We start from the raw sequence: 21,961 nt of genomic DNA, 5'->3' as shown, positions 1-21,961 counted from the left end.
GTTTTCATGGCTCGATTGTGGCGGCCAGCTATAGCATGCGATGGGGCTTTTTTGGGCCATTTGGCCTTGCTCCCGGCCGCCTTTTCGGGGAGATTGCGGCCCTCGAAGCCTAGGGACCCCTTGAGCTCATGAACGCGCCTTCCTCGTCTTCCCGTCAGATCGTCTGGCCCAGCGTCATCACCGTCATCAGCGCCGCCATCCTGATCGGTGCCGAAGTGTTCGGCGCGGCGTTCGCCGGCGGCTGGGCGCTCGCGATCCTGTTCGGGCTCGGCGATCAGGGCACGCACATCCTGCAGGCCGTGCTGTTCGCGCTCGGCGTGCTCGTGATGACCGCCTTCATCCGCGCGGCTCAGCGCGTCGAGCCCTTCACCAAGCGCGGCTGACGCGCCTCGCGCGCGACAGACGCGCGCGCTGCCACGGAAAACTTAACGCCCGTTCATCTTCCGCGTCGCTCGCGCAACACCGCGCAAGCAGATGTTAGGCAATTCTGTTCGCAGCCTAAAAAAATTCTTGCGAAGCCGAGTCAAAACACTTATGTGCGGACTTGCCCAATTTCGCACGTGCCTGTGGTCGTGTGTCAGTCGGTAGGTATCCGGACAAGAGGCCGGACAGCCGCCAAGGGGTGAGGAAGCCGAGGGGCTCTTCGGAAGTGTGGACGTCGGAAGGCTCTTAGCCGGAAGACCAAAGCAAACCCGGAGCGTCCAGCATCTCTCTCAAGAGATGCCTTGTCGAAGGTGACTTCACTTTTTGCAACCGTGACTGGCAGCCGGAGGCGAACCGGCGCACCCCGCTCTCAACGGGGGACGCGACTTAAAGCAACGACGGATCGGGCTTTTTTGGTCTCTACCGGCAGTCCAACGCCGGCGCGGGCTACTGAAAAGGCTTGTCCTTCATTGCCAGGTGTGCGGGCGGGAACACTCCCGACCAATCCACGGCAGCACAGTCTGATTTGAGTCTTTGGCTCGTCGCGCCTCCATCGCGCGATCTGGCCGGGGCGCTTATCCGACGACATTTTTTGAACGGATCCCCGTCGCTGGGCCGTTTGGGAGAGTGCTATGACCGACCGTATCCAGGAATTCCTGCGCAACCGCCGCAAGGATGGCCTCGACACCGAGCCGTGCCTCGTCGTCGACCTCGAGGTCGTGCGCGACAATTACCAGACCTTCGCCAAGGCGCTGCCCGACAGCCGCGTGTTCTACGCCGTCAAGGCGAACCCGGCGCCGGAAGTGCTGGCGCTGCTGGCGTCCATGGGCTCCTGCTTCGACACCGCGACGGTCGCCGAGATCGAGATGGCGTTGGCTGCGGGTGCGACGCCCGACCGCATCTCCTTCGGCAACACGATCAAGAAGGAGCGCGACATCGCGCGCGCCTTCGCGCTCGGCATCCGGCTGTTCGCGGTCGATTGCGGCGCCGAGGTCGAGAAGGTCGCCCGTGCCGCTCCCGGCGCGAAGGTGTTCTGCCGCATCCTCTATGATTGCGCCGGCGCCGAATGGCCGCTGTCGCGCAAGTTCGGCTGCGACCCGGAGATGGCGGTCGAGGTGCTCGACCTCGCCAAGCGCCTCCGGCTGGAGCCGTGCGGCATCTCCTTCCATGTCGGCTCGCAGCAGCGCAAGGTGAAGGCGTGGGACCGTGCGCTGGCGATGGCCTCGCAGGTGTTCCGCGACTGCGCCGAGCGCGGCATCAACCTGTCCATGGTCAACATGGGCGGCGGCTTCCCGACCAAGTACCTGAAGGACGTTCCGCCGGTCGTGACCTACGGCCGCTCGATCTTCCGCGCGCTGCGCAAGCACTTCGGCAACCAGATTCCGGAGACCATCATCGAGCCGGGTCGCGGCATGGTGGGCAACGCCGGCATCATCGAATCCGAGGTCGTGCTCATCTCGAAGAAGAGCGACGAGGACGAGGTGCGCTGGGTGTACTTGGACATCGGCAAGTTCGGCGGTCTCGCCGAGACCATGGACGAGTCGATCCGCTACGCCATCCGCACCCGTCACGACGGCGCGGACATGACGCCGTGCGTGCTCGCAGGCCCCACCTGCGACAGCGCCGACGTGTTGTACGAGAAGAGCCCGTATCCGCTTCCCGTCACGCTCGAGATCGGCGACAAGGTGCTGATCGAAGGCACCGGGGCCTATACGTCGACCTACTCGTCGGTGGCGTTCAACGGCATCCCGCCGCTGAAGACGTATCACATCTGATCCGCCTCTCTCTTCTAGAGGCCTGACGAACCCGGGAGCCGGCTTGCCGGCTCCTCCCTGACATTTCGATCTGACGACGTCTTGCACAGGCGCGCCTTCGGGCACGTCCGTTCAAGCGGGGACTGACGCGCCATGACTGCTCCTCGGAAGCCACAAGCCGCCCTCACCTCGAAAGCCGCTCCGTTCGCGATCCGCAGCGAGCGTGCTGCCGACGTTGCGATGCGTGAAGCGCTGCTCGATGCCTGCTTTGGCGAGAACCGCCACGGCCGCACCTGCCAGCGCCTGCGCGAGGGACGTGCACCTGCCGCAGGCCTTGCCCTGTCGGCGATGCGCGAGGGCAAGCTCGTGGGAACCGTGCGGCTGTGGCATGTCAGCGCCGGAGGCAGGCCCGCTCTGGTCCTCGGACCGCTGGCGGTGGACCCTGCCTGCCGCGAGCTCGGGATCGGCGCCGCGCTGATGCATCAAGCGCTGGCCGCCGCCCGGGCGCGCGGGCATGCCGCCGTGATCCTGCTCGGCGATGCCCCCTATTACGCCCGCTTCGGCTTCTCGGCCGAGAACACCGGTGCGCTGTCGCTGCCCGGCCCGTTCGAGCGCGACCGCCTGCTGGCGATCGAGTTCGCGGAAGGCGCGCTCGACGGCGCCGAAGGGATGATCGTCCCGACCGGCGCGGCCCTCGCCAAACGGAGGGTAGTTCGCGCCGTCCAGGCGCGCGCGGCCTAAAGCATCGCTTTCATCCCGACGCCTCGAACCGCGCTGAGCGGCAACGCCCAAGCGCGCCTGCGCCACGCCCGTTCCTTAGGGGTTGCGCGGGCGCCAGAAACGCCCTTTAACCCCGCGAAACGCCCTTCAGTCGAGGTCCAAACCATGCCCCGTCGCCTGATCTCCACCGGCTCCCCGTTCGAGAAGACCGCCGGCTACAGCCGTGCCGTGATCGACGGCGAGTTCGCCTTTGTCGCGGGAACCACCGGCTATGACTACAGCACGATGACGATGCCATCAGACGTCACGAGCCAGTCACGTAACTGCTTCAAGACCATCGAAGGCGCCCTGAAGGAGGGCGGATTCGAGATGGCCGATATCGTCCGTGCGACCTATTACGTCACCGACGCCAGCTACATCGACGCCCACTTCGCCGTCTGCGGCGAAGTTCTCGGGGACATCAGGCCGGCTGCGACCTTGCTGGTCGTCAGCGCTCTCGCCAAGCCCGAGATGAAGGTCGAGATCGAAGTCACCGCCAAGCGCCGCAGCGTCTAAAAAAAGCGCCGCAGCGTTTGAAAAGGCGCCGCAGCGCCTAATCCACCCACCCTTTGCCAGCCAGCACGTTCCGGAGAAACCGTTCCATGAGCCTTCCCTCGCAGATCTACGCGAAGATCACCGGTCCCATCGTCATGGTCGGCTTCGGCTCCATCGGCAAAGGCACGCTGCCGCTGATCGAGCGGCATCTCGATTACGACAAGTCGCGCGTCACCGTGATCGACCCCAAGGACGAGGGCCGCAAGGCGCATTGCGAGAAGCACAATGTCCGCTTCATCCAGAAGGCCGTCACCAGGGACAATTATCGCGAGTTGCTGTCTCCGCTGCTTACCGAAGGCGGCGGCCAGGGTTTTTGCGTCAATCTCTCGGTCGACACCGGCTCCACCGACATCATGGAGCTCTGCAACGAGCTCGGCGCGCTCTACATCGACACCGTCAACGAGCCCTGGCTCGGCTTCTATTTCGATTCGTCGAAGGGCCCGGAAGCGCGCTCCAACTACGCGCTTCGCGAAGCGACGCTGGCCGCCAAGAGGGCGCGCCCCGCCGGCTCGACCACGGCCGTCTCCTGCTGTGGCGCCAATCCCGGCATGGTCTCGTTTTTCGTCAAGCAGGCACTGCTCAATGTCGCCGCCGACCTGAAGCTCAACGCCCCCAAGCCGAAGACCAAAGCCGAATGGGCGGATCTGATGCGGCAGGCCGGCATCAAGGGCATCCACATCGCCGAACGCGACACCCAGCGCTCCAAAAAGCCGAAAGAGCCTGACGTCTTCGTCAACACCTGGTCGGTGGAAGGCTTCCTTTCGGAGGGCGTGCAGCCGTCCGAGCTCGGCTGGGGCACCCACGAAAAATGGATGCCCGAGAATGCACGGACCCACGAAGCCGGCTGCGGCGCCGCCATCTATCTGATGCAACCCGGCGCCAACACGCGCGTGCGAACCTGGTGCCCGACCCGCGGCGCGCAATATGGCTTCCTCGTCACCCACAACGAGTCGATCTCGATCGCCGATTACTTCACGGTGCGTGACGCATCCGGCACGGCGGTCTACCGGCCGACCTGCCACTATGCCTATCACCCGGCCGACGATGCCGTGCTGTCTCTGCACGAGATGTTCGGCCGCGCCGCCAAGATGCAGGAGAAGCACCACATCCTCGACGAGAACGAGATCGTCGACGGCATCGACGAGCTCGGCGTGCTGCTGTTCGGCCATGACAAGAATGCCTATTGGTACGGCTCGCAGCTTTCCATCGAAGAGACCCGCGCACTCGCGCCCTATCAGAACGCCACCGGCCTGCAGGTGACCTCGGCCGTGCTCGGCGGCATGGTGTGGGCGCTGGAAAACCCGACCGAGGGCATCGTCGAAGCCGACGAGATGGATTTCGATCGCCTGCTGGAAATCCAGCTGCCGTATCTCGGCCCGGTCAAGGGTTTCTACACCGACTGGACGCCGCTGACGGATCGCCCGGGCCTGTTCCCGGAGGATATCGACACGTCTGATCCGTGGCAGTTCAAGAACGTTTTGGTGCGGTGAGGTAGGCTCTCTCCTCCGTCATTCCGGGGCGACGCGCAGCGTCGAGCCCGGAATCCATCGGGCGGCAGAGTCCGTAGAGAAATGGATTCTCAGGTACGCAATTGCTCACCGTAGCTCGCGCTTCGCGCGCCCCGGAATGACAGCAAGCCTACTTCCTCTCAATCGACGGTGCGATTTTTCGCCGCCACGGACCGCGCTTACGGGCTCGACGTCGAAGGCCTGCGTCCCGCCAGCCTACTGGAGGAGAACCGGCAGATTGAGCGGGCCGCGGAAACCGAAGCCGTGCCAGCGGACGCTCGCGGGATCAGGCAGGGTCATACGGGGGAAGCGCTCGAACAACATCGGCAGAAGGATGGCGCCAACCGTCCGCCGCGAAAGGTGCGCGCCTGCGCAGTGATGCGGGCCGTTGCCGAAGGCTTGATGAGGATTGGGTTCGCGCAACGCGTCGTAGCGCTCGCCATCCTCGAAGACCTCCTCGTCCCGGTTGGCTGAGGCCTGTATCGTCATCACCGTGTCGCCCTTCGGGATGAAGCAGCCGCGAATCTCGGTGTCTTCTATGACGAGACGCGAACTCGCCTGGATCGGCGCCACCCATCGTACGCCTTCCTCGAAAGCGGATCGCCATTTGCCGCCTTCTCGGACGGCTTCAAGCTGGTCCGGGTTAGTCAGCAAGCCGTAGATGATCGTCAGCAGAGCGTCACGCGGCTCGTTGATGCCACCCCCGATCGCGATCTTGACGTTGGCAATCATCTGACTCTCGGCAATCGGGCTTGCTGCGTTCACCATGAAGGACAGCGCGGAGGAATCCTGTTCGGTGCGAACGCGTTCGAAATTGCCACGGATACATCGATCCATCTCCGCATTGGCAAGGTCGGTTGCTTCGAAGGGTCCTGGCGTCCAGCCAAAATTGCCGGCGCCGTCGATCAGGGTCTGGGACCATCGTTGCATGTCCTCGTCGCTCGCGTCCGGAACGCCAATGGCATGGGCCAGAATCCGCGCTGCGATAGGGCCGGCGAGCGTGGGGAAGAGGTCAACGACCTCGTCGCGGGGCAACCGGTCGAGATACACAGCGGCCAGTTTCGCATAGAGGGGTGCCCAAACGGCCTCGATCGTCTTCGGCATCAGAGCCGGCATCATCGCCATCCGCTCGCTGCGGTGCTCGTCGTGGTCCTTGCGCATCAAGGTATGGGCCAGGAAGGCCCGCTTCATCGGCGTGTTCGGATCGTCGGAGCTGAACAGCGCCGCGTTGTCCTTCACATATTTGGTGTCGGCAGCCTTGGTGAGGAAGGTGCGGCCCACGGATTTCACTCGTAGCACGGGCGCCTCGCGTCGCAGCCGCCGGTAGATCGGATAAGGATCGCGCGTAAGCTCCGCGATCGAAATCGTCTCATCGAGGGGCGCCAGGCTTGCGGTCGGCATGGAGTGATCCTGTGGGATGCAGGTCAGTTTCCGCTCCGGATCATACCGGCGCAAGTGAAGCAGAACAACGGCTCACCACCACGCCGGCGCAGGGTTGCTATCGCAGCGGAAGAGCTTGCGGTTGCGCCCTACTTCTTCTCGATCGGCGGCGCGATCTTCTCGGCCGGTGCCGGCGGCAGAGCTGGCTTGGCCGCGCCCGCCGCGCCCTGCGTCTGCGGGTCGGGGCGTGCCGGTTCAGGGGCCGGCGTGGTCGGGCGATCGCCGCCGGGCTTGGCTTCCGCCGGTTTGTTCTGATCCTCGGACGGCGTGCCCTGAAGCGGTGGCGTCGCCTGCGCCAGCTGCGTCCGGCCCTCGGCGCGAATTTGCGCGATCGATACGCCTGACACCACGACACCCGCTGCGAACAGCGAACAGGCGATCATCAGGTCGAGCTTCAGTCTGCGCTTGTCATTGCCGGTCATGTCGATCACCGCGTTTGTCCGCGGAATCAACGAAATGGCACGACCGGGGTTCCATCCCCGGCAAGACGGGAACTGCCCGTCCGCGCGCCAAAACGACGCGCTTATTCCGTCGTGCTGGCTTCCCAGGTGGCATGGCGCACACCGGGCAGATGCTGCAGGTCGGTCGCCAGCGCATTCAGCTCCTTCGGATCGACCGCGCTCGCGACCAGCTTCGCGACGATCTCCAGCATGTCCTCGCCGATCTCGACCACCTCGATCCCCGCCACGGGATATTTCGCGGCCTCGAGCTTCTCGACGAGGCGGTCGCGCATGTCGGGCAAGGCATCGGCCGCGACCGCGAGCTTGAAGTAGTAGGTCGCCTCCAAGGCCTTCTCGTTCAGCGGGATGCGATTGATGGCATTGACCAGCGGACGCAGCATGGTGTTGCCGGCGATGACGAATACGGTCAGCGCGGCTGCCTGCGCGACCATGTCGGCACCGGCGCAGGAGCCGACTGCGGCCGAGGCCCATAGCGTCGCCGCGGTGTTGAGCCCGCGCACGTCCATGCCTTGCTTCATGATGACGCCGGCACCGAGGAAGCCGATGCCCGAGACGACATAGGCGATCACCCGCACTGCGCCGTCGGCATTGTCCAGCTGCATGGCGAGATCGACGAAGGCGGCCGCTCCCACGGCGACCAGCACGTTGGTGCGCAGGCCCGCGGTGCGCTGGCGGTATTGCCGCTCGGCGCCGATCAACGTGCCCAGCACGAAGGCTGTGGTCAGGCTGATCAGCGTGTCGGCGAAATCGCCCAGCTGGAAGGTCGTGAGAAACCGCATGGTCCCCTATACGGCCGGAACCATGACAGATTAAAGCTCCAGCAGGCCGCCATCCCCATTTTCGTCCGCGAACGCGAGCAGCGTGCCCTTGGCGTTCCAGGCGATTGCAGCCACCGGCGGCGTGCCGTTGCGGCGAACCAGGATCTCCGCACCGTCTTCCAGACGCACCATCAGCACGGTGCCGTCGCTATAGCCGCAGGCCAGAATGTCGTTCTTCGGATGGCAGGCCACCACCGCAACGCGCGCCTGCAGCGGCGCGAGCATCGCGGGCTCCTTGCCCATCGGGCCGTCCTTGCTACCGAACGGCCAGATGATGACGGTGTCGGCGCCCGAGGTGGCGAGGCCCTTGCCGCCGGCGCTCCAGGACATCGAGCGGACGCGGCCGGGATAGCCGGTCATGCGCATGTGCCTGTTATCGGCGAGCCGCCAGCCGTGCAGCGCCGGCTCGTGCATCGCCGTGACCAGGAACTTGTTGTCCGGGCTGAACGTGACCGCGTGATGCGAACCGGCCCAGGGCAGGAATTCGGCCGAGCCCTCCATGTTCGGAAACCACAGCGTCGCGCCGTTGTAATGCGCGATCGCGAGCCGCAGGCCCTTCGGCGCGAAGGCAAGGCCGCCAACGGTCGAGGGCACCTCGAGCGACTTCTCCTCGTTCTTGCCGCTCTTGACGGTCGCGACCTTGCCGGCCGACCAGGCGAAGGCGCCGTCAGCATGGAGCGCCACCGCGTCGATCCAGCGCCGCTTCGGGTCGGTCGCGAGCAGCGTCACCTCGCCCTTGGCGCCGAGCGAGACGACCTTGCCGTCGTCGCCGCCCATGATGATGCGCTTGCCGTCGCTCGCGGTCGAGAGAATGCCGCCGCCATGCACGGCGACCTTGCTGATCTCGCCATTGGCATCGACGAAGGCGACGTTCTCCTCGCCGCCGACGAAGGCGGCGCGATCCTTGAGGAAATGCACGGAGGTCACGCCCATGCCGAGGGTCACAGGCTTGACGCGATCGGTGACGGAGACGATCGAGGCGGAATCCGGGGCCGGCGTAAACTCTTTCATCACGAGACGATGCAGCTCTCGAAGCCTTCGCGAATGGCCTTCTCCGGCAGTTCGCGGCCGATGAAGACGAGGCGGCTCTCGCGGGGCTCGCCGTCCTTCCATTTCCGCTGGTGGTTACCCTCCAGCATCATGTGGACGCCCTGGAAGACGTAGCGGTCGTCGTCGTCGTGGAAGGCGAGGATGCCCTTGGAGCGCAGGATCTTGCCGCCCTCGACCTGCACCAGGTTCTGCAGCCAAGGCATGAACACGTTGGGATCGAGCGGCTTGTCGGTCTTGAGCGACAGCGATTGCATGTCCTCGTCGTGATAGTGCTTCAGGCCGTGGCCGTGATCATGGTGGTGATGATCGTGGCCGTGATGATGGTGATCATGGTCGTGATCGTGATCGTGATCGTCGGCCTCCAAAAAGTCCGGCTCGATGTCGAGGATGCGGTCGAGATCGAACGCGCCGCGGTCGAGCACGTCGGCCAAGGCCACCGAGCAGCGCTCGGTGCGATGCAGCTTCGCATAGGGGTTGATGGCGCGGATCCGGGCCTCGACCTCGGCGAGCTCGCCCTTGCTCACGAGGTCTGTCTTGTTCAGAACGATGACGTCGGCAAAGGCGATCTGGTTCTTGGCCTCGGGCGCATCCTTCAGACGGTCCGACAGCCATTTGGCGTCGGCGACCGTGACGACGGCATCGAGACGGGCGTTCTTCTGCACGTCCTCGTCGACGAAGAAGGTCTGGGCGACAGGGGCGGGATCGGCAAGGCCGGTGGTCTCGACGATGATGGCGTCGAACTTGCCCTTGCGCTTCATCAGGCCGTCCATGATGCGGACGAGGTCGCCGCGCACGGTGCAGCAGATGCAGCCGTTGTTCATCTCGAACACTTCCTCATCGGCACCGATGATGAGGTCGTTGTCGATGCCGATCTCGCCGAATTCGTTGACGATGACGGCGTATTTCTTGCCGTGGTTCTCCGACAGGATGCGGTTCAAAAGCGTGGTCTTGCCGGCGCCGAGATAGCCGGTCAGGACGGTCACGGGAATTTTGGAGGAGGTCGCTTCAGACATAAGAACTCCGACTTCGGGCTTTTCGCGCGACGCGAGGCGGGGTGGCCCCTGCCCTAGTGGTCAAGCGCGCTGGTCAGGGCCTTTATATTGTGCCTGACCATATCAATGTAAGTGGGTGCGGACCCCTTTTCGCCGGTCAATCCGTCCGAAATCAGGGTCCCGCCGACCTTTGCCCCGGTCTCCGCGGCGATCCGCCGGATCAGGCGGTCGTCGCTGATATTTTCCAGGAAGACGGCGGGGATTTTCTGGGCCCTGATCTGGCCGATGATGGCCGCGATGTCCCGGGCGCTGGGCTCGGTTTCCGTGGAGACGCCCAAGGGGGCGACGAACTGGATACCGTATTCGGCGGAAAAATAGCCGAAGGCGTCATGGGTGGAGATCACCTTGCGGCGCTCGGTTGGGATTTTGGCCACGGCCTCGCGGACCTCGCGGTCGAGCGTTTTGAGCTTTTCCAGATAGGCCTTGGCCTGAGCGCGGAAGACATCAGCGTCGTCCGGGGCGGCCGCGGCCAGCGCGTCGGCGATGTCGGTCACGTAGACCCTGGCGTTGGGGACGGACTGCCAGGCGTGAGGATCGGCGGCCGAGCCGAGCTTCAGCGGCACGATGCCGGAGCTGGCGGTGACGACCTGCGCCTTACTGCCGGAAGACTGCACGAGACGCGGCAGCCAGCCCTCCAGCCCAAGTCCGTTGACGATGACGAGCCTCGCCTCCGCGACCCGCTTCGCATCGGCGGGCGCCGGCGTGTAGACGTGAACATCGCTGTCGGCGCCGACCAGCGTGGTCAGATTGATCCTGTTGCCGCCGACATTGCGGACGAAATCGGCAAGGATCGAGAAGCTCGCGACGACGTTCAGCCGCTCCGCCGCCTGAAGCGGCGAGGCGATCAACAGGAGCATGCAAAGCAGGAAAGGCCGCATCATCACGCTTCCAGATGCCGGCCGGGAAACAATTGCCGGACGATACCGCCGACGCGGCCGAACAGCACGGAGACGATGTAGAGCACCGTCGCGACGAGAATGACCGCAGGCCCCGACGGCACGCGGGTCTGGAACGACAGCACAAGCCCGGCATAGCCGGAGACCGCGGCGGCGATCACGGCGATGCAGATCATCGCGGTGAGATCGCGCGACCAGAACCGCGCGATACCTGCCGGCAGGATCATCAGGCCGACCGCCAGCAGCGTGCCAAGCGCCTGGAAACCGTTGACGAGGTTGATCACGACCAGCGCAAGGAAGGCGAGATGTGCAGGCCCGCCGGCACGGCTCACGGTGCGCAGGAACAAGGGATCGACGCTCTCGATCACCAGGGGACGATAGATCACGGCAAGTACGAGCAGCGTCACGGTGGCGTTGAAGGCGACCACCAGCAGCGTCTGGTCGTCCATCGCGAGGATGTTGCCGAACAGCACGTGCAAGAGGTCGATATTGGTGCCCCTGATCGAGACGATGGTCACGCCGAGCGCCAGCGAGGCCAGATAAAAGGTCGCGAGCGACGCGTCCTCCTTCAGCCCGGTCGAGCGCGCGACCACGCCGGCGAGGATCGCGACGGCAAAGCCTGCGACCAGGCCGCCGGCCGTCATCGCAAACAGATTGAGGCCTGAGAGCAGGAAGCCAATGGCGGCACCCGGCAGGATCGCATGCGCCATGGCGTCGCCGACGAGGCTCATCCGCCGCAGCATCAGGAACACGCCGATCGGCGCGCCGGCCAGCGCCAGCGCGATCACGGCGGCGAGCGCGCGCCGCATGAACTCGAATTCGGTGAACGGACCGATCAGCGCGTCATAGAGCATCGGATCTCAAGCCGCCCGCGAACGGGTATCGTCAGCGGCACAGGCCGCCGCGCTGTCGTCAAAAGCTTCGCACATCCGCATCGCGACCAGCAGGTTTTCCGGCGTCAGCACGGCCGCCGTCGGTCCCCACGCTACCGGGCCACGCGCCAGCACCAGCGTCTCGCTGAAATGATTGCGCACCATTTCCATGTCGTGGAGCGCCGCGAGCACGGTGCGGCCCTCGCCGTGCCATTGCTTGACCAGCGCAAGCAGGTCGGCGGTGGTCTTGCTGTCGATGGCGTTGAATGGCTCGTCCAGCACGATCAGGCTCGCGTCCTGGAGCAGCACCCGCGCGAACAGCACGCGCTGCATCTGGCCGCCCGAGAGCGTGCCGATCGGACGGTTCTCGAAGCCATTGAGGCCGACGGAGGCGATCGCGCGCAGAACCTTTTCGCGCGCGGCCTTGCCGATGCCGCCGAACAGGCCGGTGGCCCGCCACAGGCCGGTCGCCACGAAGTCGAACACCGAGATCGGGAAGCTGCGGTCGATCTCCGCGCTCTGCGGTAGATAAGCGATGTCCCTGCTGTCGAGCCCGCCGAGATGGATGCTGCCGTCGAGCGGCTTGAGGATGCCGACGATGCCGCGCAGCAAGGTCGACTTGCCCGCGCCATTCGGACCGATCACGGCGACCAGCGCACCTCGCGCGACTTCGCCGTTGAGGTGGTGCACGGCCGGATGCCGGTCATAGCCGAGCGTCACGTTGTGAAAGTGCAGTGCCGCCATGGTCACCTCATCGCCAGGAAAACCACGCCCCAGAGCACGGCACAGACGGCAAGCGCCGCCGCGAGGCGCGCGGCCATGGTCATGCGCAGGATCGACCAGGGCGCCTCCTGGGCGGGATGCGGCGAGGCGGCATCGTGGACATGGGCGTGGGTGTGGTCGTGCCCATGTGAATGCCCGTGGGCGTGCGAATGACCATGGGAATGGCCATGAGCATGGTCGTGATGATGGGCGTGGGACACGGCGGGAACCATGGCAAGACGTTATATTATAACATTACGTCTGTCCACGCCGCCTCAAGGCTTCCCGATCACCATCGCGATGGCGGCCGCCACGAACGGGAACGGCACCGAGACGGCACAGCGGAACCAGACGAACCGGGCCGGCATGAACGGGATTTCCCACAGGATCACCCGCTGGAAGGCGAACAGGGCCCAGGCGACGACATAGGCCACCACCTGCGGCACCCCGCCGCCCGACTTCAGCGCCACGGTGCCGATGGAGAAACCGACCACGGGGCCGCCGGGTGTCGCCGCGCCGGCGACCACGGCGGTCGCAACGCCGAGCCAGCCGCTGTCCGGCCCGAGCCAGCCTGTGATCACCTCCTGCGGGATGATGGCCGCGATGTAGCCGGAGCCGATCACCCCGAGCGCGATCCGCGGCACGATGTTGATGAAGTCCATCGTGCCTTCGCGCAACGAGGCCCTGAATACCGGCGGTCCGCGGCGGAAGGCGATCAGCCCGACGCCAAGCACCGAGCCCCACAGCAGGATGTCGATCAGAAGCGCGGCGCTCATGCCGCGTCCTCGTCGCCGGTCCGCTTCGGATACAGCCTGACATAGACGAAGCGCCCGAGCGCACCGGCGAGCACCGGCAGCGGCAGCGAGATCAGGACGCGCCACAGCGTGAAATCGGTGCCCATGATCGGAATTTCCCAGGCCACCGCGCGGCCATAGCCGATCAGGGTCCAGCTCACGACCATGGCGATGGTGGCGCCGAAATCAGCGCCGACCGCGAGCAGCGCGCTCGCCACGGGATAGGCGGTGAAGGGCCCGCCCGGCAGGATCGCGCCGAAGGCGGTACCGATCAGAAGCCCCATCAAGCCGGATTTCGGCCCAAGCGAGCGCGAGACTTTTTCGTGCGGCAGGATTTCCGAGATGAAGGCGCCGAGCAGGCAGCCGGCGAGCACGCGCGGCAGGATGCCCGAGAACAGCGAGAGATCGTGGGTCAGGATGTCGAGAACGCCGTCGGTGCCGTCACGCCGCCAGACCAGCGCCGCGCTCACCGCGACCAGTGCCGCGATGATGATGGTCGACCAGCCGATCGGCTTGCGCACACGGCCCGGCCGCGGCTCGGACTCCGCGTCCTCGGCCGGCGCAGGGGTTTTCGGGGAAGGTTCTGACAACGGGCTCGGTGGCTCGAGGGTGATGCCCGTCCTGATTAAGCGCGCCACCGAAGCGATGCAAATGGTGTGATGACAGACCCGTGCGCGCACCGCGCAGGGCAATTCCGCACAGCAAAAAGGCGGCCGCGCGAGCGACCGCCTCTTTCTGTTATTCCGGGTTCGCGCTTCGCGCGCCCCGGACTGACGCTTACGCCTTGTCGAACAGGGACTCGACGTATTCCCAGTTCACGAGGTTCTCGACGAACGCCTTGAGATAATCCGGGCGGCGGTTGCGGTAATCGATGTAGTAGGAGTGCTCCCAGACGTCGCAGCCGAGGATGGGCGTGGCGCCGTGCACCAGCGGATTCTCGCCGTTCGGGGTCTTGGAGATTTCGAGCTTGCCGTTCTTGACCTGGAGCCAGCACCAGCCGGAGCCGAACTGGCCGACGCCGGCCGCCTGGAAGTCGGTCTTGAACTTCTCGAAGCCGCCGAGGTCCTCGTTGATCTTCTTCTCGAGCTTGCCGGGCAGCTTGGTGCCGCCGCCATTGGGCTTCATCCAGCTCCAGAAGTGGATGTGATTGTAGTGCTGGCCGGCATTGTTGAACACCGCGGGGTTCTTGCCGAACGAGCCCTTGACGATCTCCTCAAGGGACTTGCCTTCCCATTCGGTCCCCTTGAGCGCGTTGTTGCCGTTGGTGACGTAGGCCTGATGATGCTTGTCATGGTGGAATTCCAGCGTCTCCTTCGACATGAACTGGCCAAGGGCGTCATAGGCGTAAGGGAGTGGGGGCAGCGTAAAGGTCATGGGTTCTTGTCCGCGACTGATGGGGAACTGGCTTAACGGGGAGTCTTATAGAAGGTTCCGCGGCCGTTAAATACCGCCAATTTGCGAAAACACGTGATGGGGCCATCCGGCCGGATTGCACCAAATCGACGCAAGCGCAGACGTTCTGCCGCAGGCGAGACGGACGGCGTAAAAATATCATTGCCTTTGAACCGCTTATGACAGAACGAATGCGCCACGAAGCGGAGCTCCGAAGAACCAGGCCATGAGCATCGAGATCGATATTTTGAACGGCGACGCGTCTTGGCCGATTGCGGAGCCGCTGCATCAGGCGGTCTGGGGACCAGAGCTCGTCGCTGAGAAGCCCTGGGCCCACGTCAAATGGGCCAATGCCGATCTGCGCGTGCTGATCGAGACGCCCGAGGACGGCCTCGTCTGCCATGTCGGCATCTACTTCCGCACCGTCACCTGGAATGGGCAGAAGGTCCATATCGGCGGCATCGGCGGAGTCTGCACGCGCCAGGACCAGCGCGGCCGCGGCTATGCGACCGTGGCGATCGACGCGGCGGTTCACACCATCAGAGCCAACGAGGCCGCGCGCTTCGCACTGCTGTTCTGCGAACCCCACAATTTCTCGTTCTACGAGACCCGGAGCTGGCTGCCCTTCAAGGGCGAGGTCTATTGCGAACAGCCGGAGGGGCGGATCCGCTTCGACCATATGGCGCCCTACGTGTTCCACATCGTCCGCGCGCCGACGCTGGGCACCATCGACCTATGCGGCCTGCCCTGGTGAGCCCTGCGTGAGCGAGGGCTGGCCGGGCGCCTTGCGCCCTATAATATGTCGATCATCATTTGATATTCCGCGCGGTGAACATGACGATCGACGCCCCCGTAGACGCCGTCCCGCCGCTCGCGCCGGTCGCCTACCCCATCGCCAGCCTCCTGACCGCGCCCATCCTGCCGACGCTGCTGCGGCTCGCGATTCCCAACATGATCGCGATGGTCGGCAGCACGCTGGTCGCAATCGCCGAGACCTCCTATATCGGCCGGCTCGGCACCATCCCGCTCGCCGCGATCGCGCTGGTGTTTCCGTTCGCGATGCTGACCCAGATGATGAGCGCGGGTGCGATGGGCGGCGGCGTATCGTCCGCGATCAGCCGCGCGCTCGGCGCCGGCGATCGGGACCGCGCCGCGACGCTGGCGCTGCATGCCGCCATCATCGGCCTCTGCGGCGGGCTGTTCTTCACGGTGATGATGCTGGTCTTCGGCCGCTCGTTCTTCACCCTGCTCGGCGGACGCGACCGGGTGCTGGAGGAAGCCTGCGGCTATTCGCAAATGCTGTTCTCCGGCGCGGTCGCGATCTGGCTCGTCAATACGCTTGCCTCGGTGATCCGCGGCACCGGCGACATGCGCCTGCCCTCGATGACGCTGATCGGAGCGAGCGTGCTGCAGATCGCGCTCGGCGGCACGCTGGGGCTCGGCCTGTTCGGCGTGCCGCAATTCGGTATGCCGGGCGTCGCAAGCGGCCAGTTGATCGCGTTCAGCTGCGCCGCGATCTTCTTCCTCTGGTATCTCTTGTCCGGCCGCAGCCGGCTGCAGATCGACGTCCGCGCCTTCCATTTCGAACGCGCGATGTTCCTGGACATCCTCAAGGTCGGCGCGGTGGCCTGCCTGTCACCGCTCCAGACCGTGCTCACGATCTTGATCTTCACCAAGATCCTGGCGACCTTCGGCACCGAGATGCTGGCCGGCTACGGCATCGGCTCGCGGCTGGAATTCCTGCTGATCCCGATCACCTTCGCCTTCGGCATCGCCTCTGTGCCAATGGTCGGCATGGCGATGGGCGCCGGACATGTGAAGCGGGCGCGGCGTGTCGCCTGGACCGCAGCTGCGGCCTCGGGACTCACGGTCGGCCTGATCGGGCTCGTCATCGCGCTCGATCCCGCGCTGTGGGTTGCGCTCTTCACCCGGGATCCCGGCGTCACCGCCGCGGCGCACAGCTATTTCCATTGGGCCGGCCCGGCCTTCGTGTTCTTCGGCATCGGCGTGTCGCTCTATTTCTCATCCCAAGGCGCGGCGCGCGTCGGCGGACCTGTGCTGGCGTCCACCGCGCGACTTCTGATCGTCGCGATCGGCGGCATCGGCCTCATGATGGCGCAGGCGCCGGCCTGGACCTTGTTCGCGCTGGTCGGCGGCGCCATGGTCGTGTTCGGTCTTGCGACTGCGGGCTCGGTCGCATTTGTGCGCTGGGACAAATGAGCGCAGGCATATAAACGCACATCGATAAACGCAGGAATGTGATTCCGGCCAGCGTTGCACTATCTCGCCGGCCTGCTATGGAGGCGCTCCATTTTCGGGGCCTCTTCCATGACTTCCAGATTCGCCGCTCTCATCGTCCTCCTCGCTGCGCTGCTTGGCGCGTCCGCCGCTCATGCGCAGAACGTCGACGGGACATGGCTGACCCAGGCGGGCGATGCGCGCGTCAAGATCACCAAATGCGGCGGCGGCATCTGCGGCGTCGTCGCCTGGCTGCGCGAGCCCTACGACACCGCGACCGGCCAGCCCGCCACCGACAGCAAGAATCCCAATCCCGCGCTCGCCAAGCGCTCGATGATCGGTCTGCCGCTGTTCAGCAGCATGCCGCCCTCCGGTCCGAACAAATGGTCGGGCCAGATCTACAATGCCGACGACGGCAGCACCTATGCCAGCAGCGTCACCGTGACGGGAGCGGATTCGCTGCGGGTCGAAGGCTGCGTCGGCGCGCTCTGCGGCGGCGAGACCTGGACGCGCGCGGGGCGGTAGCGGGCCTACGAGGTCTCGTGCCCCGGACGCAGCGCTGCACGTAGTGATGCGCTGCGGAGCCGGGGCCTATCTCACTCTGGGTACCGGCTCTGCGCAGCGTCACTGCGTGCCGCAGCGCGTCCGGGACACGAGATCCCTCACGCCGGCATCGCCTTCAGCGCCGTCGCGGCCGAGGCATAGCCACCCCGCGCGCCGTCGATGAAGTGCACATGGTCGCTGCGCAGCGCCGACGGTGTGAAGCAGGTCATCATGGCGGCGTCCTGCTGATGGAGGCCGTAGCGCACGACGCCTTCGCGCGCGGCGGCCGCGAGGCGATCGCTCAGCGCGCGCTCGAGCTGCGGGGTGCAGTCGAGAATCATGCGCAGGCCGTCGTCATACTTCCTGAAGTCCGAGTTCTCGACGACCTGACGCCGGTAGAGGTTGGGCACGAAGCCGCCGACCTTGAGGTCGAAGCGCATGATCAGATAGACGAACAGCGTATAGGCCAGCACGCTCGCCCTGCGCGCAAGCAGCGGGCCGCCCCGCCTGGTGCGGGCTTCGTATTCCAGGCCCTGCGGCGGCCATTTCAGCGGCGGTCCCTGCGGCGGTACCGGACGGGCGCCGTCCGGGCTGCGCTCGACGAGATGGATGATGTCCTCGATCACCTTGCGGAAGGCATGCGGCTCGGCGCCGCGCGCCGGCATCACCAGGACCGACAGGATCAGCCCGCGCGAGGCCGGCATCATCTCGAAGCGGCAGGACAGGCCGGACAGGTCGGGCTGCGTGCCCGCCGGCGCCTCGGCGACCGCGAACTCGCCGCGCTTCATCGCGGCGTCGGCAAAGGCGAGCCCGCCGCCGGAGAACATCGCATAGGACAGGTTCGCCGACGGACCGAAGCGCGCGACGCGCACGTCGAGGCCGTGCGCGCGAATGGCGCTCACCGGCACCAGCGCGACGCGCATCCTCAGGTCGAGATCCTCTCGCACCCAGGTGGCGGTCGCGGCGAGCGCGTCGCGTGCCGCATCGAGATCGCCGGGCGCGACCGCAAAGCTCGCGCCGTCGCCGCCGAACACGAAGGGGAATTCGCGCCCCGCCAAGGCGTTCGTCACGGCCGCGATCACGGCCGCACCGGCCATGTTGACCGCCTTGTAGCGCTGCGCCGCGATCGCCTTGGTGGAATCGACGATATCGGCAACGCCGATGCTCCAATCGTCCGGCAGGGGCGCATAGAGCGCAGGATCCATCAGGCTGGTGAAGCCGCGGAAAACGGGAATGCCGCCGTAGAAGGATTCGCCTGAGGTCATCGGGGACGCCGGATGGTTGGAATGCAAAACAAATACGGGGCAGGATCGATCCGGGTTCGCCGGCCGGCGGCCCCTTCAATCATTGGCCGAAACGGCCTCGGACAACAAGACGCCGCCGCGTTGCATTGCCGCAGCGGGTCAATTGATCGGCATCAAACGGCAGTCCGGGAGTTGCGGCTATCGTCCCTCAGCTCCACGGCCTTACATGGGATGATCGAGGTGTCCGACTTCGGCAACAAGGACTCCACCTCTCCGGTCCGCCGGCGCACGGGTGTCGACCCGATCAGCGCGGTGAAAATGCCCGAACGATTGACGGAGGCTGTCGATGCCTGGGCTGAAGCCTATCGCCTGACCCGTGCGGAGGCGATCTGTAAGCTGATCGAGCTGGGCCTGAAGATCGCGCCGCCGGTGCCCGGTTCGGCGCATCCGATCGCCTCGGAGGCCACCAGGATCGAAGAGATCGCAGTCCACGAGATCGAGACGCTGCTCGATCCCGCATTGCCGGCGGACGAGCGCGAACGCCGCATCCGCCGCCTCACCGAAGGGCCGCCGGAATTTTCCCACGAACGGATTGACTTATCGAAGGACTCGCCGAAGCACCGGTCGTGACGGCTAGTGCAGCTTCTCGTCCTGACGCTTGCGCAAGGTATCGAGCGACGCGTCATGGCAGCCGACCAGGCGCACGAATTGCTGCGGGTACATTTCGTAGCCGTGACTGCCGGAATTCTGATGCGTCATCGGCGGGCAGTGGACTTCATCCAAATCCGGCTTCGCGCGCGATGGCTCCGTCCGGCCCTGATTTGAAGCGGTCATGTTGGGCATGGCCATGGACTGCTCCCTGTCGATTAGGGCAGATCGATTGACGTAACCCAATCGATTGCGGGGCATCTTACGACCAAATCCGGCTGAATGTCATTGTGCCGGATCAACACAATGATGCCGGCCGGGTTCCGCCTATGCCGTATTCCCCGCGTCGATGGTAAACACGGTGCCGGTGACGTTGCGGCCGCCCTCCCCGAGCAGATATTCCACCATCCGCGCGACGTCGTCCGTCTCCGGCAGGCGGCGCAGCGCGCTGCGGCCGGCAATGCGCTTGCGCGCCTCATCGGACAGATTATGCGTCAGCTCGGTATCGATGAAGCCCGGCGCGATCGCATTGACGGTGATGCCGACCTTGCCGACCTCGCGGGCCAGCGAGCGGGTGAAGCCGGTCGCAGCCGCCTTGGTCGCACCATAGACGGACAGGCCGTTATAGCCGGTCGTCGCAATGATCGAGGAGATGTTGATGATGCGCCCGGTGCCGTCCGCCATCATCTGCCGCGCCACATATTTGGTGAGGATGATCGGCGACAGCACGTTGAGCTGCACCAGCGCCTCGATCGCGGAATTATGCATGGTGGCGAGCAGGCCTTCGGTGCCTAGGCCGGCATTGTTGACGAGGCCGTAGACCGGGCCGAACTCGTCGCGCACGAGCTTTGCGAAAGCCGGGATCGCGTCGATCACCGCGAGGTCGCAGGCGCGGAAATGCAGCCGTCCGCCGGATTCGGCGATCGCCGCCTTCAGCTCGTCGCTTTCGCGCCGCGCCGCCGCGATCACGTTATAGCCGGCGCCCACGAGGCGCTTGCCGATCGCAAGACCGATGCCGCGGCTGCCGCCGGTGACGAGGACATTATGCATCGGTTCGCGCCAGTTTTCCGGCCGGAGTGACGTCGAGCGCCTCGACGAAGCGCATCACCGCCGGCACTTTGTGCGACGCGAGCTGTGTGCGGCACCGCGCCAGGATCTGGTCGCGGATCTCTTTCGCGCGCGCCGGATCAGTGCCCTCAGTGAGGATCACGTCGGCAACCACGATGCCGCCGGTGATCGGGCTCTTCCGCGACTTGGCGCGCGACATCCGCACGTCGGGATGGCGGTTGATCACCGCCTCGATCTCTTCGGGGTGGACTTTCAATCCGCCGATATTGATGATGCCGCCGCGGCGGCCGACGAAATAGTAGCGGTCACCGCGCAGCTCGACGATGTCGCCGCTGTCGACGAAGCCGTCGTCATCGGTGAGCGCCGCGGCGCTGCGGCCGACATAGGCATGCGCGGTACGCGTCGAACGGATCCGGAGCGAGCCGTCGACCACCTTCATCTCGACGCCGTTGCGATTGCCGAGATAGTCGGCCGGAAAGCCCTCCAGCCCGTCATTGACGGCGAAACCGACGCCGGCTTCGGTCGAGGCATAGGCGTGACCGACGGAGGAATTGGGGAATGCCGCCTTCAATCCGTCGAGCACCGCCTGGTCGGCGATTTCACCGGAGAGGCGGACGTAAGCCGGGGTAAATTGCGCGGCCGAACCGCTCATCAGCAGCTTGCGCCAGTGCGACGGCGTGCCGGAGATGTGCGAGACACCCCGCGCCTTCAGCCGCGCGACGTGATCGCCGAGCACCTCATGCGGGTCCGACAACACCATCGAGCCGCCGGAGAGGATTGCGCGAAGGAATATCTGCAGGCCGCCATAGCGGCGGATGTCGTAGAACGTCGCCCAGACCGGCACAGGTCCGCGCGCGGGGCCGTCGGCGACGATGGCACCGGTCAGCGCTTCCAGCGTATGACCGACGATTTTCGGCACGCCCGAGGTGCCCGAGGTCAGCATCAGCCATTCCGTGGCGCGTTCGGTCTTGGCCGGCGCGGTGGTTTCGAGCGGCAATTGCGCGGTCACGACGAGCGCAACGCCCCAATTGGCCCAGCGATCGGGCTCGTCGGTGACGACGGCATCGATCCCGGCATCCGCGATCAGCGCGTCGAGATGATCAGGGTTGAGATCGGGCGGGCACAGCAGCATGCGGCGCGCGATGCCGTCAAGCTCGATCATGGCGAGGCCCGACCGGAGCTGGTCGGACAATTTGAGCAGCACGGAGCGGCCCGACAATTCATGCAGGCGGCCACCGAGGACCGTCTGCGACAGGATGTCGGTCAGCGACACGACGTGATGCGCGTCGGAGATCGAGCGGCCTTTCAGCTCCGCGCCGAGATGGTCGCGGAGTGCAAAGATCTCACGCGGGGACATTTTCGTAGGCCCGCACGAAATCGCCCACGGTGGCGGGGAATGCTGCGTCCTCGGAGATGGTGAAGGGGTCGACGCCGGTGTCGTCCTCGAGACGGGCGACCAGAATGGCGAAGGCGAGCGAGTCGAAGCCCGTCTCGTGCAGCGACAGATCGTCCGAAAGTGCGGGAAGCGTGACGTTCTGCTCCTTGGCGATCTGCTGGATCGCCTCGATGACCTTAGACCTTACCGACATGGCTGGCTCGCTTTGTTATTCGTTGGTGTTGCGGCGGCTCTTGCTGGCCGCCTCCCCATGGCGGCTTGTTTACCCGAGAGAAGTAAATGGCTTCT

At 65.4% G+C, this 21,961-nt stretch carries 26 protein-coding genes; 9 read left to right on the top strand and 17 right to left on the bottom strand.

Going from position 1 to position 21,961, the window contains the following annotated elements:
* Nucleotides 1–128 precede the first annotated feature (128 nt).
* The 5 genes from AC0WRY_RS04915 (at nucleotide 129) to AC0WRY_RS04895 (ending at nucleotide 4,981) form a co-directional block, all read left to right on the top strand.
* Nucleotides 129–383 carry a hypothetical protein gene (locus AC0WRY_RS04915; RefSeq protein ID WP_106949259.1) on the top strand — a complete coding sequence of 85 codons (255 nt, stop codon included), beginning with the start codon at nucleotides 129–131 and terminating at the stop codon, nucleotides 381–383.
* 672 nt (nucleotides 384–1,055) lie between these two features.
* Nucleotides 1,056–2,198, top strand: a complete 1,143-nt coding sequence (locus tag AC0WRY_RS04910; protein WP_194405919.1) for a type III PLP-dependent enzyme — start codon at nucleotides 1,056–1,058, stop codon at nucleotides 2,196–2,198.
* 132 nt (nucleotides 2,199–2,330) lie between these two features.
* Nucleotides 2,331–2,918: a GNAT family N-acetyltransferase gene (locus AC0WRY_RS04905; protein ID WP_194405918.1), complete on the top strand. Its 588-nt coding sequence runs from the start codon at nucleotides 2,331–2,333 to the stop codon at nucleotides 2,916–2,918.
* A 144-nt stretch (nucleotides 2,919–3,062) separates the two neighbouring features.
* Nucleotides 3,063–3,452 carry a RidA family protein gene (locus tag AC0WRY_RS04900; RefSeq protein ID WP_194405917.1) on the top strand — a complete coding sequence of 130 codons (390 nt, stop codon included), beginning with the start codon at nucleotides 3,063–3,065 and terminating at the stop codon, nucleotides 3,450–3,452.
* An 86-nt stretch (nucleotides 3,453–3,538) separates the two neighbouring features.
* Nucleotides 3,539–4,981, top strand: a complete 1,443-nt coding sequence (locus tag AC0WRY_RS04895; RefSeq protein WP_194405916.1) for a homospermidine synthase — start codon at nucleotides 3,539–3,541, stop codon at nucleotides 4,979–4,981.
* Nucleotides 4,982–5,215: 234 nt separating this feature from the next.
* On the opposite strand, the gene AC0WRY_RS04890 is transcribed toward AC0WRY_RS04895, so the two are convergent.
* The 12 genes from AC0WRY_RS04890 to AC0WRY_RS04835 form a co-directional block, all read right to left on the bottom strand.
* On the bottom strand, nucleotides 5,216–6,400 hold the full coding sequence (locus AC0WRY_RS04890; RefSeq protein ID WP_491122735.1) for a cytochrome P450: 1,185 nt from the start codon (nucleotides 6,398–6,400) through the stop codon (nucleotides 5,216–5,218).
* Between the two features lie 128 nt (nucleotides 6,401–6,528).
* Nucleotides 6,529–6,861 (bottom strand): hypothetical protein, encoded by a 333-nt coding sequence (locus tag AC0WRY_RS04885; protein WP_194408170.1) that lies wholly within the window; start codon nucleotides 6,859–6,861, stop codon nucleotides 6,529–6,531.
* Between the two features lie 101 nt (nucleotides 6,862–6,962).
* Nucleotides 6,963–7,679, bottom strand: a complete 717-nt coding sequence (locus AC0WRY_RS04880; RefSeq protein WP_194405914.1) for an MgtC/SapB family protein — start codon at nucleotides 7,677–7,679, stop codon at nucleotides 6,963–6,965.
* A gap of 30 nt (nucleotides 7,680–7,709) precedes the next feature.
* Nucleotides 7,710–8,729 (bottom strand): WD40 repeat domain-containing protein, encoded by a 1,020-nt coding sequence (locus AC0WRY_RS04875; RefSeq protein WP_194405913.1) that lies wholly within the window; start codon nucleotides 8,727–8,729, stop codon nucleotides 7,710–7,712.
* Entirely contained in the window at nucleotides 8,729–9,781 is a 1,053-nt protein-coding gene (locus AC0WRY_RS04870) for a CobW family GTP-binding protein (RefSeq protein ID WP_194405912.1), read from the bottom strand. Before AC0WRY_RS04870 ends, AC0WRY_RS04875 begins: the two co-directional genes overlap by 1 nt.
* A 53-nt stretch (nucleotides 9,782–9,834) precedes the next feature.
* Nucleotides 9,835–10,698 (bottom strand): metal ABC transporter solute-binding protein, Zn/Mn family, encoded by an 864-nt coding sequence (locus tag AC0WRY_RS04865; RefSeq protein WP_194408169.1) that lies wholly within the window; start codon nucleotides 10,696–10,698, stop codon nucleotides 9,835–9,837.
* Between the two features lie 2 nt (nucleotides 10,699–10,700).
* Nucleotides 10,701–11,570, bottom strand: coding sequence for a metal ABC transporter permease (locus tag AC0WRY_RS04860; protein ID WP_194405911.1), 870 nt, complete (start codon nucleotides 11,568–11,570; stop codon nucleotides 10,701–10,703).
* Nucleotides 11,571–11,576: 6 nt separating this feature from the next.
* Nucleotides 11,577–12,332 carry a metal ABC transporter ATP-binding protein gene (locus AC0WRY_RS04855; protein WP_194405910.1) on the bottom strand — a complete coding sequence of 252 codons (756 nt, stop codon included), beginning with the start codon at nucleotides 12,330–12,332 and terminating at the stop codon, nucleotides 11,577–11,579.
* A 2-nt stretch (nucleotides 12,333–12,334) separates the two neighbouring features.
* On the bottom strand, nucleotides 12,335–12,583 hold the full coding sequence (locus tag AC0WRY_RS04850) for a hypothetical protein (protein WP_491122734.1): 249 nt from the start codon (nucleotides 12,581–12,583) through the stop codon (nucleotides 12,335–12,337).
* Nucleotides 12,584–12,625: 42 nt separating this feature from the next.
* The gene (locus AC0WRY_RS04845) at nucleotides 12,626–13,126 is read right to left on the bottom strand and encodes a hypothetical protein (protein WP_194405908.1); all 501 of its coding nucleotides are present in this window, start codon (nucleotides 13,124–13,126) and stop codon (nucleotides 12,626–12,628) included.
* A complete protein-coding gene (locus tag AC0WRY_RS04840; protein WP_491122733.1) occupies nucleotides 13,123–13,734 on the bottom strand; it encodes a permease in 612 nt (203 codons plus the stop codon). The genes AC0WRY_RS04845 and AC0WRY_RS04840 overlap by 4 nt, the downstream gene beginning before the upstream one ends.
* Before the next feature lie 187 nt (nucleotides 13,735–13,921).
* Entirely contained in the window at nucleotides 13,922–14,518 is a 597-nt protein-coding gene (locus AC0WRY_RS04835) for a superoxide dismutase (RefSeq protein WP_014491764.1), read from the bottom strand.
* Nucleotides 14,519–14,762: 244 nt separating this feature from the next.
* On the opposite strand from AC0WRY_RS04835, the gene AC0WRY_RS04830 reads away from it, so the two are divergent.
* The 3 genes from AC0WRY_RS04830 to AC0WRY_RS04820 all read left to right on the top strand — a co-directional run bounded on the left by AC0WRY_RS04830 (nucleotide 14,763) and on the right by AC0WRY_RS04820 (nucleotide 17,299).
* A complete protein-coding gene (locus tag AC0WRY_RS04830) occupies nucleotides 14,763–15,290 on the top strand; it encodes a GNAT family N-acetyltransferase (RefSeq protein ID WP_194405906.1) in 528 nt (175 codons plus the stop codon).
* 80 nt (nucleotides 15,291–15,370) lie between these two features.
* Nucleotides 15,371–16,756, top strand: coding sequence for an MATE family efflux transporter (locus AC0WRY_RS04825; protein WP_194405905.1), 1,386 nt, complete (start codon nucleotides 15,371–15,373; stop codon nucleotides 16,754–16,756).
* A gap of 108 nt (nucleotides 16,757–16,864) precedes the next feature.
* A complete protein-coding gene (locus AC0WRY_RS04820) occupies nucleotides 16,865–17,299 on the top strand; it encodes a DUF2147 domain-containing protein (protein ID WP_194405904.1) in 435 nt (144 codons plus the stop codon).
* A 137-nt stretch (nucleotides 17,300–17,436) separates the two neighbouring features.
* On the opposite strand, the gene AC0WRY_RS04815 is transcribed toward AC0WRY_RS04820, so the two are convergent.
* Complete coding sequence (locus AC0WRY_RS04815; protein ID WP_194405903.1) at nucleotides 17,437–18,582, bottom strand: DUF3095 domain-containing protein; 1,146 nt, start codon at nucleotides 18,580–18,582, stop codon at nucleotides 17,437–17,439.
* A 210-nt stretch (nucleotides 18,583–18,792) separates the two neighbouring features.
* Here AC0WRY_RS04815 and AC0WRY_RS04810 point away from each other — a divergent pair, with 210 nt between their 5' ends.
* Nucleotides 18,793–19,191 carry a hypothetical protein gene (locus AC0WRY_RS04810; protein ID WP_194408168.1) on the top strand — a complete coding sequence of 133 codons (399 nt, stop codon included), beginning with the start codon at nucleotides 18,793–18,795 and terminating at the stop codon, nucleotides 19,189–19,191.
* A 3-nt stretch (nucleotides 19,192–19,194) separates the two neighbouring features.
* On the opposite strand, the gene AC0WRY_RS04805 is transcribed toward AC0WRY_RS04810, so the two are convergent.
* The 4 genes from AC0WRY_RS04805 to AC0WRY_RS04790 form a co-directional block, all read right to left on the bottom strand.
* Nucleotides 19,195–19,410, bottom strand: a complete 216-nt coding sequence (locus tag AC0WRY_RS04805; protein WP_194405902.1) for a hypothetical protein — start codon at nucleotides 19,408–19,410, stop codon at nucleotides 19,195–19,197.
* Nucleotides 19,411–19,536: 126 nt separating this feature from the next.
* The gene (locus AC0WRY_RS04800) at nucleotides 19,537–20,259 is read right to left on the bottom strand and encodes an SDR family NAD(P)-dependent oxidoreductase (protein ID WP_194405901.1); all 723 of its coding nucleotides are present in this window, start codon (nucleotides 20,257–20,259) and stop codon (nucleotides 19,537–19,539) included.
* Nucleotides 20,252–21,634 carry a class I adenylate-forming enzyme family protein gene (locus AC0WRY_RS04795; protein ID WP_491122732.1) on the bottom strand — a complete coding sequence of 461 codons (1,383 nt, stop codon included), beginning with the start codon at nucleotides 21,632–21,634 and terminating at the stop codon, nucleotides 20,252–20,254. The genes AC0WRY_RS04800 and AC0WRY_RS04795 overlap by 8 nt, the downstream gene beginning before the upstream one ends.
* Entirely contained in the window at nucleotides 21,621–21,866 is a 246-nt protein-coding gene (locus AC0WRY_RS04790) for an acyl carrier protein (protein WP_194405899.1), read from the bottom strand. Before AC0WRY_RS04790 ends, AC0WRY_RS04795 begins: the two co-directional genes overlap by 14 nt.
* Nucleotides 21,867–21,961 lie beyond the last annotated feature (95 nt).

The sequence above is a fragment of the Bradyrhizobium sp. T-12 genome (assembly GCF_058314695.1).
Note: the sequence above shows the minus strand (reverse complement) of the source record. Positions and strands in the feature narration are given on the sequence as shown.

Coding starts and splice junctions, on each gene's coding strand:
- AC0WRY_RS04915 (WP_106949259.1), top strand. CDS start 129: ATGAACGCGCCTTCCTCGTCTTCCCGTCAGATCGTCTGGCCCAGCGTC.
- AC0WRY_RS04910 (WP_194405919.1), top strand. CDS start 1,056: ATGACCGACCGTATCCAGGAATTCCTGCGCAACCGCCGCAAGGATGGC.
- AC0WRY_RS04905 (WP_194405918.1), top strand. CDS start 2,331: ATGACTGCTCCTCGGAAGCCACAAGCCGCCCTCACCTCGAAAGCCGCT.
- AC0WRY_RS04900 (WP_194405917.1), top strand. CDS start 3,063: ATGCCCCGTCGCCTGATCTCCACCGGCTCCCCGTTCGAGAAGACCGCC.
- AC0WRY_RS04895 (WP_194405916.1), top strand. CDS start 3,539: ATGAGCCTTCCCTCGCAGATCTACGCGAAGATCACCGGTCCCATCGTC.
- AC0WRY_RS04890 (WP_491122735.1), bottom strand. CDS start 6,400: ATGCCGACCGCAAGCCTGGCGCCCCTCGATGAGACGATTTCGATCGCG.
- AC0WRY_RS04885 (WP_194408170.1), bottom strand. CDS start 6,861: ATGACCGGCAATGACAAGCGCAGACTGAAGCTCGACCTGATGATCGCC.
- AC0WRY_RS04880 (WP_194405914.1), bottom strand. CDS start 7,679: ATGCGGTTTCTCACGACCTTCCAGCTGGGCGATTTCGCCGACACGCTG.
- AC0WRY_RS04875 (WP_194405913.1), bottom strand. CDS start 8,729: ATGAAAGAGTTTACGCCGGCCCCGGATTCCGCCTCGATCGTCTCCGTC.
- AC0WRY_RS04870 (WP_194405912.1), bottom strand. CDS start 9,781: ATGTCTGAAGCGACCTCCTCCAAAATTCCCGTGACCGTCCTGACCGGC.
- AC0WRY_RS04865 (WP_194408169.1), bottom strand. CDS start 10,698: ATGCGGCCTTTCCTGCTTTGCATGCTCCTGTTGATCGCCTCGCCGCTT.
- AC0WRY_RS04860 (WP_194405911.1), bottom strand. CDS start 11,570: ATGCTCTATGACGCGCTGATCGGTCCGTTCACCGAATTCGAGTTCATG.
- AC0WRY_RS04855 (WP_194405910.1), bottom strand. CDS start 12,332: ATGGCGGCACTGCACTTTCACAACGTGACGCTCGGCTATGACCGGCAT.
- AC0WRY_RS04850 (WP_491122734.1), bottom strand. CDS start 12,583: ATGGTTCCCGCCGTGTCCCACGCCCATCATCACGACCATGCTCATGGC.
- AC0WRY_RS04845 (WP_194405908.1), bottom strand. CDS start 13,126: ATGAGCGCCGCGCTTCTGATCGACATCCTGCTGTGGGGCTCGGTGCTT.
- AC0WRY_RS04835 (WP_014491764.1), bottom strand. CDS start 14,518: ATGACCTTTACGCTGCCCCCACTCCCTTACGCCTATGACGCCCTTGGC.
- AC0WRY_RS04830 (WP_194405906.1), top strand. CDS start 14,763: ATGAGCATCGAGATCGATATTTTGAACGGCGACGCGTCTTGGCCGATT.
- AC0WRY_RS04825 (WP_194405905.1), top strand. CDS start 15,371: ATGACGATCGACGCCCCCGTAGACGCCGTCCCGCCGCTCGCGCCGGTC.
- AC0WRY_RS04820 (WP_194405904.1), top strand. CDS start 16,865: ATGACTTCCAGATTCGCCGCTCTCATCGTCCTCCTCGCTGCGCTGCTT.
- AC0WRY_RS04815 (WP_194405903.1), bottom strand. CDS start 18,582: ATGACCTCAGGCGAATCCTTCTACGGCGGCATTCCCGTTTTCCGCGGC.
- AC0WRY_RS04810 (WP_194408168.1), top strand. CDS start 18,793: ATGATCGAGGTGTCCGACTTCGGCAACAAGGACTCCACCTCTCCGGTC.
- AC0WRY_RS04805 (WP_194405902.1), bottom strand. CDS start 19,410: ATGGCCATGCCCAACATGACCGCTTCAAATCAGGGCCGGACGGAGCCA.
- AC0WRY_RS04800 (WP_194405901.1), bottom strand. CDS start 20,259: ATGCATAATGTCCTCGTCACCGGCGGCAGCCGCGGCATCGGTCTTGCG.
- AC0WRY_RS04795 (WP_491122732.1), bottom strand. CDS start 21,634: ATGTCCCCGCGTGAGATCTTTGCACTCCGCGACCATCTCGGCGCGGAG.
- AC0WRY_RS04790 (WP_194405899.1), bottom strand. CDS start 21,866: ATGTCGGTAAGGTCTAAGGTCATCGAGGCGATCCAGCAGATCGCCAAG.